The organism is Paenibacillus sp. CAA11, from assembly GCF_003060825.1.
GTDB lineage: Bacteria > Bacillota > Bacilli > Paenibacillales > Paenibacillaceae > Fontibacillus.
This window is the reverse complement of sequence record NZ_CP028922.1, coordinates 1,493,914-1,507,612: the sequence shown is the minus strand read 5'-3', so window position 1 is coordinate 1,507,612 and position 13,699 is coordinate 1,493,914. Positions and strand designations below refer to the sequence as shown.

General features: G+C 49.5%; 11 protein-coding genes. 5 read left to right on the top strand and 6 right to left on the bottom strand.

Translation table 11 applies throughout. The features are described 5' to 3' along the window. Positions 1–33 precede the first annotated feature (33 nt). Entirely contained in the window at positions 34–1,638 is a 1,605-nt protein-coding gene (locus DCC85_RS07010; RefSeq protein WP_108464936.1) for an amidohydrolase, read from the bottom strand. Positions 1,639–1,912: 274 nt separating this feature from the next. Between DCC85_RS07010 and yhbH the strand changes: the two genes are divergently transcribed. After that, positions 1,913–3,067 carry a sporulation protein YhbH gene (gene yhbH / locus DCC85_RS07005; RefSeq protein ID WP_108464935.1) on the top strand — a complete coding sequence of 385 codons (1,155 nt, stop codon included), beginning with the start codon at positions 1,913–1,915 and terminating at the stop codon, positions 3,065–3,067. A 6-nt stretch (positions 3,068–3,073) separates the two neighbouring features. Here yhbH and DCC85_RS07000 read toward each other — a convergent pair whose 3' ends face one another. Further along, positions 3,074–3,592, bottom strand: coding sequence for an acyl-CoA thioesterase (locus DCC85_RS07000; RefSeq protein WP_108464934.1), 519 nt, complete (start codon positions 3,590–3,592; stop codon positions 3,074–3,076). A gap of 104 nt (positions 3,593–3,696) precedes the next feature. Here DCC85_RS07000 and DCC85_RS06995 point away from each other — a divergent pair, with 104 nt between their 5' ends. After that, on the top strand, positions 3,697–5,157 hold the full coding sequence (locus DCC85_RS06995; RefSeq protein ID WP_108464933.1) for a SpoVR family protein: 1,461 nt from the start codon (positions 3,697–3,699) through the stop codon (positions 5,155–5,157). A gap of 135 nt (positions 5,158–5,292) precedes the next feature. After that, complete coding sequence (locus tag DCC85_RS06990; protein ID WP_108464932.1) at positions 5,293–6,357, top strand: HEAT repeat domain-containing protein; 1,065 nt, start codon at positions 5,293–5,295, stop codon at positions 6,355–6,357. Between the two features lie 180 nt (positions 6,358–6,537). Here DCC85_RS06990 and DCC85_RS06985 read toward each other — a convergent pair whose 3' ends face one another. Then, positions 6,538–7,335: a glycosyltransferase family 2 protein gene (locus tag DCC85_RS06985; protein WP_108464931.1), complete on the bottom strand. Its 798-nt coding sequence runs from the start codon at positions 7,333–7,335 to the stop codon at positions 6,538–6,540. Between the two features lie 343 nt (positions 7,336–7,678). After that, positions 7,679–8,683 (bottom strand): globin-coupled sensor protein, encoded by a 1,005-nt coding sequence (locus tag DCC85_RS23630; RefSeq protein ID WP_108464930.1) that lies wholly within the window; start codon positions 8,681–8,683, stop codon positions 7,679–7,681. 333 nt (positions 8,684–9,016) lie between these two features. Between DCC85_RS23630 and mntA the strand changes: the two genes are divergently transcribed. After that, positions 9,017–9,379, top strand: a complete 363-nt coding sequence (mntA, locus tag DCC85_RS06975) for a type VII toxin-antitoxin system MntA family adenylyltransferase antitoxin (RefSeq protein ID WP_108464929.1) — start codon at positions 9,017–9,019, stop codon at positions 9,377–9,379. Positions 9,380–9,471: 92 nt separating this feature from the next. On the opposite strand, the gene DCC85_RS06970 is transcribed toward mntA, so the two are convergent. After that, entirely contained in the window at positions 9,472–11,367 is a 1,896-nt protein-coding gene (locus DCC85_RS06970; RefSeq protein ID WP_108464928.1) for a PrkA family serine protein kinase, read from the bottom strand. A 255-nt stretch (positions 11,368–11,622) separates the two neighbouring features. On the opposite strand from DCC85_RS06970, the gene DCC85_RS06965 reads away from it, so the two are divergent. After that, a complete protein-coding gene (locus DCC85_RS06965) occupies positions 11,623–12,375 on the top strand; it encodes a DUF2161 family putative PD-(D/E)XK-type phosphodiesterase (RefSeq protein ID WP_108464927.1) in 753 nt (250 codons plus the stop codon). A 6-nt stretch (positions 12,376–12,381) separates the two neighbouring features. Here the strand turns inward: DCC85_RS06965 and DCC85_RS06960 are convergent, their stop codons facing one another. Further along, a complete protein-coding gene (locus tag DCC85_RS06960; RefSeq protein WP_108464926.1) occupies positions 12,382–13,545 on the bottom strand; it encodes an aminotransferase-like domain-containing protein in 1,164 nt (387 codons plus the stop codon). Between the last annotated feature and the right edge of the window lie 154 nt (positions 13,546–13,699).

Below are 13,699 nucleotides of genomic sequence, written 5' to 3'. Positions count from 1 at the left end.
CACGATCTATATCAAACTTCTCTATTATAATACTTAACTTGCTGAATATGCTGCTTTACCATTAACAACTGTCATCTGCACCTGCACACGAAGCAGCTCCTCAGAATCCATGGAAATATCCCGGTCTACTACCGTGAAATCCGCCGCCATTCCTGGCTTGATGGCTCCTCGTACATGCTCGTCCCCAGCTGCTTGAGCGCTTCCCACCGTAAACAGCCGGATAGATTCATCTATACTGAGCTTCTCTTCCGGAAGAAACCCCTCAAAGTCTGTTCCAGGTTGACGCCTTGTCACTGCAGCATGGAGTCCGAGAAACGGGTTCAGCGGTTCAATCGGCGCATCACTTCCCCCAGCGCAAGCGATCCCGGCTTGCAGCAGCTTCTTCCATGCATACAAATATTCGGTTCTCTCCTTCCCTACTCGTTCCATAACCCAAGGGAAGTCACTGGGAACAAAGCGTGGCTGAATATCGGCCGCAAGATGCAGCCGGGTCATTCGGTCCACAAGCGCACGATTGAGCACTTGTGCATGGATCAATCGATCTGGCAAAGGGAACTCCTTGGTAAGCGGATGAGTCTCCATCGCTCGCAGCGTCATATCGGCAGCTGCATCGCCAATGGCATGGACTGCAATCGGGTAACCTAAGCTTCTTGCACGGCGAGTGATCTCATTTAGCCGCTCCAGCGGCTGAATCGCCATCCCCTGTGTATGAGGCGCATCACTATAGGGTTCAAGCAGATATGCAGTTCTTCCTCCGATTGCTCCGTCTGAGAATATTTTGGCAGCGCCGATCTTCAACCACTCATCTCCATGGCCCGCTTTGATCCCCAAACTTTCAGCTTCATCCAAAAATGTATGGTAAACAAGCTGGTGTGTTCGAAAATGGAGGCCTTCTTCCTGTAGCTCCCGGTGAATTTGAAGCATCGTCTCCAGACTGCCGATAAACCTTAAGTCCTCTGTATGCGCGGCCGTTAATCCAAGCCGCAACGCATCCTGGCAGGCTACTCTCAGCGCATTTTTCTTAGCTGTATAATCCGGCTCTGGCTGCACTTTGATAAAAGGCTGGCAGGCTTCCTCATAGATCCAGCCGTTTAACCGGCCATCCTCGCCCCGGCCAAATGCGCCTGAAGCAGGCTCAGGAGTCTGATCCGTAATGCCCGCTCTGCGAAATGCCTCCGTGTTGGCCAGGAAGGCGTGAAAGCATGTGCGCGTCAAATAGACTGGATGCCGATCTGTCACTGCATCCAGCTCTTCAATTGTAGGAGCAACTGCAGGACTAAAATTGTTCTCATTCCAGTTCAGCCCCAGAATCCATTCCCCTTCTGGAGTTAGTCTTGCCCGCTCCGTAAGAAGCTGAAGCATTTCTGCCTTCGAGGTTGCAGCGGAGAAATCCAGCATCGTTAGCTTCATCCCATGCATGCCCAAATGCATGTGGGAGTCAGCAAGGCCTGGCAATACATAAGCTCCATTCCAATCGATGATTCGGTAGGTCTGACTTGACAGCTGCAGCTTCAAATCTGCGGCACGGCCGATTTCACGAATCATTCCGTCCTCTACATAGACCGCGTCAACCTGTGTATGCGTGTTCGCAATTCCAGGCGGAAATTTCCCGTTAATAAATAAAGTCCCTGCTGTCATAGAACGGCTCCTCTCTACTATATAAAAGTCTCTATTAAAGCACACAAACGTGTCTCTATATGCTCCTGCTGATAAGATTATACATCCACAGCTCCCATTCAGAAAGTGATCGCGTTTTTCGCGTTAACACCATTCTTCTCTAACCCTTTTACGAAGAGACAAAGTTGCCTCAATTCGTACTTACTCCCTCACATAACGCTCCCTCTTATGAATATACTTTTCTTACAATAGCTTCGCCTTGAAACAGCAAATTATAGATCAGGAGGTGCCTGCTATGCCATTCTCTAATAAACACCAGTTTATCGTATCCCGAGAGGACTGGTCGCTGCATCGTAAAGGATACCAAGATCAGCAGCGCCACCAGCAAAAAATCAAAGATGCCTTAAAAGAAAATTTGCCGGATCTGATCACAGAAGAGAATATTATCCTGTCCGATGGGAGGCAGATTGTTAAAATACCACTGCGAAATTTGGAGGAATACCGCTTCGTCCATAATTTCAATAAACAAAAGCATGTAGGGCAAGGAGACGGGGATTCCCAGGTAGGCGACGTGTTGGCTAGAGAACGCCCTACCAAGCCTGGCCAAGGCGGAGAAGCCGGGAACCAGCCGGGAGCTGATGTAACTGAGGCCGAGGTTCGCATTGATGAGCTGGAGGATATATTGTTTACAGAGCTTGAGCTCCCATATATGAAGGAGAAGGACAATGAGCAGCTGGAGACAGATTCGATCCGTTTCAACGACATACGTAAAAAAGGGATCATGTCCAACATTGACAAAAAACGAACAATCCTTGAGAATTTGCGGCGAAATGCCAGACAAGGCGCTCCTGGAGTACATGGAATTTCACCGGATGATCTAAGATACAAGACCTGGGAGGAGATCAAGATCCCCCATTCCAGCGCTGTGATTATCGCCATGATGGACACTTCGGGATCCATGGGATCTTTTGAAAAATATTGTGCAAGAAGTTTTTTCTTCTGGATGACCCGGTTTCTCCGCCGCCAATATGAGAAGGTAGAGATCATCTTTATTGCCCATCATACGGAAGCTAAAGAGGTTTCTGAGGAGGATTTCTTTAACCGCGGAGAAAGCGGAGGTACGATCTGCTCTTCAGCATACCAGAAAGCCCTGGAAATCATCGATGCCCGCTATCCCCCTTCAAGCTACAACATTTATCCCTTTCACTTCTCGGACGGTGATAACTTAACCTCGGATAATGAGAGATGTGTGAAGCTCATTGACGAGCTGCTGCAGCGGTGCAACATTTTCGGCTATGGGGAGATCAATCAGTATAACCGGGGGAGCACCCTGATGTCTGCTTACCGCAACATTAAGAGACCTGAGTTCATGCATTATGTGATCAAGGAACGCGCTGAGGTCTATACGGCCTTGAAGCATTTCTTTCAAAAAAGACAGGGGACAGCCTAGGACGAATCAGGACATTTCCCAAGGGTAATCCGTGGTCAGATAGGCCGCGAGCTTACGGCTCTCTTCCCTGCGGTGGCGCCGGACTTCCGCCCTTGATGCAGCCGTCTCGTGCAGCTTCAGCTCCTCTGCCGTCTCAGGAATGATCTCAGGCACCATGACTTTTTGACCCTTCTCATCTATAGCCACAAAGGTCAGGAAGGAGGTAGCGGCAATCAGCTTCTCCCCTGTCACCAGATTCTCGCGGATGACCTTAACAAAGATCTCCATCGAGCTGCGTCCTGTCCAGGTAACAAAAGCCTCCAAATTTACGGAATCACTTGGATTAATCGGATGGAGAAAGTCCACCGAATCTGTTGAGGCCGTTACCGTATTGACCCGGCAGCATTTGGAGGCCGCAATCGAGGCAATATCATCAATATAGGACATCAGCTTGCCCCCAAATAAGGTGTTGTGATTATTAACATCTGTCGGAAATACCCGGGCCGTTTTAAAACAGCGGGTTTCTCTCACATATTTCTTCTCCATGCCTTCATGCCTTCTTTCCAAGTTATTTGACTTCATTCAACAAATTTCTCCGAATTTGGTTCAAGTATACTACCGGCCCTTAGAAATTATCCAGGAGGAACGCTATGAATCATGACGAACTTCTTGCGTTAGAACGAGCTATCTCCGAAATCTCCGAAATTGCAGACGGCTTTGGCCTCGACTATTACCCCATGCGCTATGAGATTTGTCCGGCGGACATTATCTATACCTTCGGGGCATACGGGATGCCAACCCGGTTTAAACACTGGAGCTTCGGGAAATCCTTCAACAAAATGAAGCTTCAATATGATCTGGGGCTCAGCAAAATTTACGAGCTTGTCATTAACTCCAATCCTTGCTATGCCTTTTTACTGGAGGGCAATTCACTCATCCAGAACAAGCTGATTGTCGCTCATGTGCTTGCCCACTGTGATTTTTTCAAAAACAATGTTCGCTTCTCCACCTCCAATCGGAATATGGTAGAGAGCATGTCTGCTACCGCCGAGCGGATTGCCGAATATGAGCTCATCCATGGTACGAAAGCTGTTGAGGAGTTCATCGATGCCGTCCTGTCCATCCAGGAGCATGTAGATCCTCATGTGATCCGGTCCCGCTCTTCGGATAAGCGCCGATGGACGGAAGAGAGAACACGGCAGGCCAAGCAGCAGCGGCGAAATCCCAAGCCTGAGGGTGAATATAGCGACCTCTGGGGTCTGGACGCAAGGCCAGCTTCAGAGGAAGAGAACAGCAGCGAAGACGCAGGCAGCATGCATGACCGCATCTCCTTCCCTCCTGAGCCCGAGAAGGATATGATGTGGTTCATCCAGGAATATTCGGAGGTGCTCGAAGACTGGCAGCGCGATATTATGAGCATGCTGCGTGATGAGATGCTGTATTTCTGGCCACAGATGGAGACCAAGATCATGAACGAAGGCTGGGCTTCGTACTGGCACCAGCGCATTATTCGCGAGCTGGATCTGACGAGTGAGGACACCATTGAGTTCGCCAAGCTGAACGCTTCGGTGGTCCAACCGTCCACACAGAGTCTGAACCCCTATTACCTGGGCCTGAAGATTTTTGAGAACATTGAGCATCGCTGGGACCATCCTACAGATGAGGAGAAGAAGAGACTCGGAAGAGAACCCGGCAAGGGCAGAGAGAAGATCTTCGAGGTGCGTGAATTTGATATGGATACCTCTTTCCTCCGCAATTATCTGAACAAAGACTTGGTCCGGGATTTGGACCTCTATGTATTTGAGAAGCAGGGTCATGAATGGACGATCACGGATAAAGCCTGGGAGAATGTTAGAGATCAACTCGTCTATTCCCGCGTAAATGGAGGCTCTCCTTATATTGTGATCGTTAACGGTGATTTCAACCATGCCGGGGAACTGCTTATGAAGCATCAATATGAAGGTATTGAATTGGACCTGAAATATCTGGAGCGCACGCTGCCCTACGTATATTCCCTTTGGGGACACTCCGTTCATCTGGAGACAGTCATTGAAGGGCAAAGAGCTCGATTCACTTATGACGGAAAAAAACATTACCGGAAAATGATTTGAGCATAGGGGCTGCCCTAACGGACCGCAGAACAGTCCAATAGAGCAGCCTTATGTTTGACTTCCGGTCACCTATGTTATAATAAGACACCTATCTACATAGCAGTCAATTCATTAGAGGGAGGATGACTTCTACTCATGTTTACACCCGAGCAGGTTAAACCGTTCTTGCTGCATCCCGATGCACTAGTAAGCAACGGAGCCATTCAATATTTTGCAGAGAGCTATCAATATACAGATGGAATTATGGAGCTAGTACTGGACAAGCTTCGCCGCACGGAAAATCCCGGTTCAGTATATCTTCATTGGGCCATTCATTTCCCCCAAAGCTCTCAAACGGTTGCAGAGATCGTAAAGCTGCTTCTTTCCGATGACCTCAAAGATATGCAAAAAGATCTCCTGAGTCAAATCTTGCTCAGCAGCTCTCCCCGTCTGCTTGAACAGGTATCATCCGAGCTGGAGCATCTGCCAGAGGAGATTCGCACCAAAGCACAGGTACATATGGGTATCGCTTCTTTATCTGCCGAAGAGCTTACAGCAGCCTTTGAGCAGATGCTTGAAGCCAGCCGCGGATTAGATTACGGGGACTTAGAGTATGACTACTTAGACTATCTCATCACGCAAATGGTGCAAACTGGCGCCCTGGCTGAACTGCAGGTCATCGGCAAGCTGAAGGATCACAATCGGGAGGACCTTGAGGATTATACAACGGCTTACTACGCTCAAGCAGCCGGACGAATGAAGCTGGAATCCGCCGTCCCCCTGCTGATTGAATTCTTAACAAGCGAGAACGATCTTCTCGTAGAGCAATCCCTTGATGCCTTAGTACGCATTGGAGGCGATGAAGTCATCGCCCGGTTGACCTCGCGTTATGAGCAGGAAGCTGATGATTATTTCAAATTGTATGCCGCTGAAGCGCTTGGCCGCATGTCTGCATCATCCGCAGAATCGTCCCTGCTCCAGCTGCTGCAGAAAGAGCGGAACTTGACTCATGCTACCAAGCTTGCCAGCGGATTGTGCCGCTTAGGCTCCGCACAAAGCGTTCCTGTTGTGGCTAAAATGATTGAGATGGGATTCGATGATGAGTATCTTGATCTTAGAGAAGCTTTATACATTAACTGCATCATGAATCAGGTGGAAATTCCTGAGCTTTCCCGTTGGCGCAAAGAAATCGAACATAAAGACGCCCGGCGGCATGTTTGACTAAATAAGCAACTTTACCTTTTCCTGCGCAGAACCAAACGGCCGAACCGGGCACGATAGGAATCACTCCCCATGCTCTGATTCGGCCGTTTATATACCACAAGTTACCCATAAAAAACTATCAGGTAGGCTCCTTGTGTATTAAGTGATCACCCCCATGCTGCTGCTGCATATTCATATTCACCCCTTTCTTGGAATTTTAGGTATCAGGCGAAGCGATTGCCATGACTGAGTTGGCCCCACCATTTCAGCGGTATACAGATTACCCCAACGTTGCAGAGCTTTATCGGTATACAGCTTCCTCAATTGATTGTATATAGGCGCATTCTGGTCTAGGCTAAGATTGGTTTGATGATAACGAAAATGATATAAATTACAATCAATATAGCCGAACGAATACCGATCAAGCAGCCGGAGCAATAGGCGTCGTCCTTCCATCATCCTCCCCCAGGTCAGCGTATCGATTTCCCATCCCCCAACCTTTTTCACACAGGAAGTCCTATAAAACCGGGGATGAACCATCGGGTCATACATAGCAAATTCATAGCGACTGTGAAACTTGCGAGGCTTCACAACTTTATGGAATCTAAGCTTTCCCGCTTTTTCATACCAATGCATTGTATTGGCATAAACCAGCGCCGTACTAGACGAACTGCGTTCCATTGCATGAACCATTATCTCTAAAGTTTCCGGCTCAATCCAGTCATCTCCATCAACCTGCAAGAAATACTCGGTATCAATTTGCTGTAAAGCATAGTTAAGAACACGACAGATGCCAGAGTTTTGTTTGAGTATTTTCACACGTGTTCGTGAAAGGTCTACTAGCGGTTTGATCCTAGCAACTGTTCCGTCAGTAGACCCGTCATCAATAATCAGCAGCTTCCAATGTTTATAAGTTTGGCGATATATCGACTGTAGTGCTAATTGGATATAAGGCGCATTATTATAGGTAGGAATAACGATTGTCACCTTCTCCATTCCTGCATCCTCCTTTAGGTTCCCGGGCTCGTTCCCCGAGCGGTTCCAGGACCTGCACACGGCCCAGTCCCAATTCCCCTGCTGTGGGTGCAGAATATGGCTTCACAGATTTCTGTGATGTCAACGTTTGCCTGGCAGGTCTTGGCTCAGCGGTATGATCTCCTCCTCTCTTAAATATCTGACTCTCCAGAATTCTATTTACTATATTCATAGAGTCGCAGTAGAAGTATAGTCTGATCCCATAGCTGCACAGCCCTTTTTGCCAAACGAAAGGCAATAAAAAAGCCTCGCTTAACAAAATAAGCGAGGCCTTTAATTTCATTTATGAGTGATTGACTTCCAACTAATTATGCTGCATTTCCTTCAGCTCGGCTGCCACCTTCTCCATCATACCCACAAAAGAAGAGAGCTCTTTGGAACGTATGGCTTGTCTTCTAGCACCTTCATTGGTTCGTTCGGACTCAAGCTGTACTCTATGTAATCTGGCTATAATCCCGTCGACACGAGATTGAATCTGGGACATTGCCCCCTTGGAGTTCTCGGCCAGCTTGCGAACCTCCTTGGCTACCACATCAAACCCTCTTCCGGCTTCCCCAGCCCGCGCCGCTTCAATTGCCGCATTAAGCCCCAGCAGCTGGGTTTGCTCTGAAATGTTACGGATCAGCGTGTTCATCTTTACAATTTCCTCGACATCTCCATTCAGTTCCTCGATTAGGGCGTGGGAGGTCTCCTGCGATTGGGCCGCCGTCTCCGCAGTTTCCGCAATGGCTTGAGCGCTGCTGCTCAGTTCCACAATCATTCCGGTTAGTTCCTGTGCAGCCCCCGTGACAGCCTGCAGCATATGCTCTTGCTCATCAGCCAGGTCTTTCAGTATGCCTTTCTCTTTCTTATTGTAGGCTTCAAGCACAAGCTGGGAGTCGAGATTAAACATCTTGCTTAGGGCATGAACAACCGGATACCAGCCATCCGGCATTGCCGACTGCAGCAGCTGGGTTGCAATATCAAGATACACCATATAGCTGCCTAAATAATAGTCAGTAGACAGACCGATATGCGAGTGGATAAGCCCGATTTTAAGACGCTGTTCAAGAAATGCATCATCAAGCTGCCCTTCCGTAATGGACATCCAGTAATCTCGCTGCGTTTCCTTCAATCGGTCTATCGTTGAATGCTTATTAATGATCTCCATAAGTTCAGGTTGATGTTCTAAATGAATGTAGAATTGATCAACCACCTTTTCGACAACTTCTTGAAAAACCGTCCGATGCTCCTGAAGTAAACCCAAGTCCTGTTCGGTAATCCCCATAAAATCAATTTGCTTCTGCCTTGCCTTTGAGAGCTGAATCATGATGTCGTCCCCTTCTATCTTTAAAATTTGGTAAATTCAAGAACATTTATCATTATAGAGATATCCCCTTCCCGGGTAATGGGTATAAAGAACTAATGTCATATATAAAAACGTATACATGTTAAGTTATTTAAATCACAAGCTAAAATAGCTTCACTTCCTTAGTTGAACAGCCCAACAGCCCTCCATAAAAATTGTTTTTCAAACCTGGAACAAATATTGAATTGTAATTTGATGTTATTTTAGTTTACATTTTCTTGAAATTTATATAATGTATAGAAAAGAAACGTCATTCCGTGACGATTAATACTCATCCAAAAGGAGAGGATTCTAGTGAATGGGTTAACCCCCGAGGAAAAGACGCATATTGTCCGTTACCTTGTCCGCCATTTCCGCGCATATTCTATTATTCTGTTCGGTTCCGCCGCCCAAGCATCCCTAAGACAAGACAGCAATGTTGACATCGCCTATCTGACTGACAGTTCCCCTGCTCCTGAAATTCATACATCGGTTAAAAAAGAGCTGGAGCAACTGCTGTGCCGCGAGGTTGCCCTGGTGAACTTCGCTCAAGCCGCTCCCTTCTATAAGACCCAAATTGTCAGCGGAGGCAAGCTGCTTTATGATCAAAGGCCCTTAGACCGCCAATATATACTAAAAAAGGCACTCAAAGATTATGTATTGCAGGCTCAAGGCTAAGCCGTTTAAACTTCCTTACATCGAATATAGCCAGATCAGGCCCTATGGGATTGCCCGCTTCATACGGGAAACCATAGGGCCTTTGATTAGAATTAGCGGTTCAGCAAGCTGCCGACATAGCGCAGCAGTTCATTCGCGCATACGGGGCAATAGCCGTGCTCATCCATCAGGCGTTTACTTACCTCGTTGATCCGCTTCAGCTGATTCTCATCCGGGGTTTTGGTGGATGTGGTGATTTTTACAATATCCTTAAGATCAGCAAACAGCTTCTTCTCAATTGCTTCACGCAGACGGTCATGATGGTGGTACTGAAATTTCTTACCTTTTCTTGAGTATGCGGAAATCCGGATCAAAATTTCTTCACGGAACGCCTTTTTGGCGTTCTCCGAAATGCCGATCTGCTCTTCAATGGATCTCATCAGCCGCTCATCTGGGTCCATCTCTTCATCGGTTAGAGGATCGCGAATTTTCGTCCAGCTGCAGTATGCTTCAATATTGTCCAGGTAGTTCTCAAACAAGGTCTTGGCCGACTCTTCAAAAGAGTATACGAACGCCTTCTGCACTTCCTTCTTAGCGAGCTCATCATATTCCTTCCTGGCGATGGCGACAAAGTTCAAGTAACGTTCCCGTTCTTCCTTTGTAATTGAGGCATGTTGGTCAAGCCCGTCCTTGATCGCCCGCAAAATATCAAGCGCATTGATGCAGGCTAGATCCTGCTTAATAAGCGCACTGGAAATCCGGTTAATGACATATCTTGGATCAACCCCTGACATTCCCTCGTCCAGATATTCATGCTGCAGCTCCTTCAGATCCGCATCCTTGAAACCTTCAACTTCCTGCCCGTTATAGAGCCTCATCTTCTTAACCAAATCCACTCCCTGCTTCTTCGTCTCCTTCAAGCGGGTTAAGATCGAGAAAATCGCTGCGGCCCGCAGGGCGTGCGGAGCAATGTGAATATGACTCATATCACTCTGGGCAATCAATTTGGCATAAATCTTTTCTTCCTCTGATACCTTGAGATTATAGGGGATCGGCATGATGATCATTCTGGACTGAAGGGCCTCATTTTTCTTATTCGCAATGAAGGTCTTATACTCCGCCTCATTCGTATGCGCAACGATAAGCTCATCCGCACTAATCAGCGCGAATCGCCCGGCTTTAAAATTGCCTTCCTGGGTCAGGGAGAGCAGGTTCCACAGGAATTTCTCATCACATTTCAGCATTTCTTGGAACTCCATAAGCCCCCGGTTAGCCTTATTAAGCTCGCCGTCAAACCGATATGCCCGCGGATCAGACTCAGAGCCGTATTCCGTAATCGTTGAGAAATCAATACTTCCGGTAAGGTCGGCAATATCCTGGGATTTCGGATCAGAGGGGCTGAACGTGCCGATGCCGACACGATTCGCCTCGGAGAACAGGACGCGCTCGACACGAACCCGCTCAATATTTCCCGCATAGTCGGTTCTTAACTTCAACTGGCAGACCGGGCAAAGCTCGCCCTCGATCCGGATGCCGAATTCTTCCTCGAAGGCCGGACGCAGCTCATGAGGAATCAGATGAAGCGGATCTTCATGCATCGGGCAACCTTCAATGGCGTATACGGCTCCAGCTGGAGTCCGCGAGAACTTCTCAAGCCCGCGCTTCAGCAAGGTCACCAAGGTAGACTTCCCCCCGCTGACAGGACCCATTAACAGGAGAATCCGCTTGCGCACATCAAGCCTTTTGGCCGCCGAATGGAAATACTCCTCGACCAGCTTCTCCAGTGCAAGATCAAGACCGTATATCTCCTGCTCGAAAAACTTGTATTTCTTGTGACCGGCCACCTCTTCAACCCCATAGGACCGAATCATCTCATACACCCGGGCATGTGCGGTCATGGCAGGTGCGGGATCCTTTCGGAGCAGTTCAACATAATCCTTGAACGTGCCACTCCATGCCAGCGCATCGTTCTCCGCCCGATAAGCCGAAATGCGTTCGAAAATATCCATGCTCGGTACCTCCTGTGCTTCTCTTTGTATTCGCATCCTACCTGCCGCTATAAGCCTGCAAAGTGCTGTTTCTTAAAGATAAATTGTAAAAAGGGTATTACATAACTATGCGAGAAGGCGCAAGAAATTGCCGAAAATCCATACCAGCATTGAAGGGATTTCCATGAAGCGATATGTGAAGAAGGGTCAGATCCAGGGCAAATATGTTAAGATAAAAGATGGATGATCACTAGGAAAATCAAAGGAGAACTCAGCATGGCAGTTCAGCATGAGACCGAGTTATATTTGCCGCTCAAGCAATTTTTTGAACGTCGCGGGTATGAGATTAAAGGGGAGGTCAAGCATTGTGATCTCGTGGGATTCAAGCCGGGGGCAGACGAGCCGCTCGTTGTAGAAATTAAGAAAACCTTCAATCTGGCTCTACTCCTGCAAGGGCAGCAGCGCCAGCGTCTGACTTCCCAAGTCTATCTGGCTGTCGAGCGAAACCGGGCCAAGAAAGGGGCACATAACCAGCGATGGCGGGAAATCGCTCAGCTATGTACGAGACTGGGACTTGGGCTGATTACCATCACTGTATATAAGACAAAGCCCGCCTTTGTTGAAGTGCTGTGCAGCCCGGCTGAACCCGCTGATGGCACTCCTCTACCCAAGCCCATCAAGCATCGCGTCAACCGCTTAGCCCATGAATTCAGGGAGCGCAGCGGTGACTACAACGTAGGCGGAAGCAATGGGCGGAAGCTTGTCACAGCCTACCGAGAGAAGACTCTGCTGGTGGCCGATGCTCTCCGCGGCGGCATTGATTTATCCCCTCGTGAAATTAAAGCCCACAGCGGTGTCGGAAATGCGGCTTCTATATTGCAGCGTAACTTCTATGGATGGTTCCGCCGCATCTCCCGGGGAAGGTACATCCTGACCGAAGAGGGCCGTCAGGCACTGATTGAGTATGCAGAGCTGCTGGAGAGCCGGAAGCTTGCGGCGGCTGGATTAGCACCGGAATGCGATAATTAGCATCCGTTAGTTGGACAACCTCCCCTGAAAGTCCAGATAGGCACCTTTAATTCTGCTTACAGCCTGAACCAACCTAGCTTGGCTGTTCGATGTATACACCAGCTGAATCATTCGCTCAAGTTCCTCCCGGCCCTGAAGCCAGCTCTCCTTCCCTGACTCGAACTGTGCCCCTTCCCGAAGCGAGGCCCTTAGCAGCGCCTCTGCATCCATCCCTGCCGCAAGCTTCACCCAGAGTGAACGCCCATTGTCTTGAACAACCTGAACCCCCTGCCAGCTTGCTTCATTCAGCAGCGAATGAAGCATGAAGCTGCGCGCTTCATACTCGCGGTACACACTGGCTTCATACTCAGCCAATGAGAATGAACTGGCTGAAGCCGTGACCAGCCGCTTCAGCACCAGCTCGTTCAGGCTGAATCCCTCCGGGCTAAACGACGGGACAGCTGCACTCAGCGCAGCAATGGTCTCTGGAGCAGCCCGCAGCCAGCCAAGCGGCGGCAGATGCGGCTCCAGCGAGCCGAACTCGATCACGCCGCCACCTCCGTCCAGCCTGCTGAGCTCGACCAGCGACGGCCCTACGGCGCGCCACCTGGTTATCCCCGGTCCTCGAGCTTCAAGGACCGGCACCCGGTGCTCACGGGCTACCCGGAGCACCGCTTCTCCCCGCGCCACTGTCCACCCGCCGCTTGGCGGCGTGACCAGGATCAGCGCGGGCTTCACGCTGGCGGCGGCCCGGCGAAGCGCCGCCGGCTCGATGCCGTCGCTGTCCGCTGGAACAGCGACGGGATGAAGGCGATGCTGGGCAAGCAGCCTCAGCATCGCTGGCTCGGCCGGCAGCTGCACCGCCGCCGCCCCGCCTGGCGCGGCCCAGAGGTGCAGCGCCAGGTTCAGCGCGGCCAGCCCGCTCCCGGCAAGGAGAAGCTGCCCGGGGCTGATCTCATCGCCAGCCGGTCCCTTCAGCGCAGCCGCAAGCCATTCTCGCAGCGGCCCGCCGCCAAGCGGGAGCTCAGGCCAGCTGTGAGGATTCGCCGGGCGTAAAGCTTCAGCCGCTGCTGCTCTCAGCGGCTCCCAAGGAACAAGCTCCGGATCAGGGCACTCCTCCGCCAGAGAGATTAGCTGTGGCCCACTGGAAGTAATGCTTCTAAGTCTCTCGCTAAATTCGTCTTGATTCATGTTCGATTCCCCTTCCTATCAAAGCTTCTATGTTTTCCTTCTAGATTTGTATTATTTCTTCAGATAAGAGCTTAGTTCTAACCTCTCTCTCATTCTATTGCAGGCAAACCCTATATATGCACGCGCTATGAGAACCATGTCGCTTTTTTGCGAA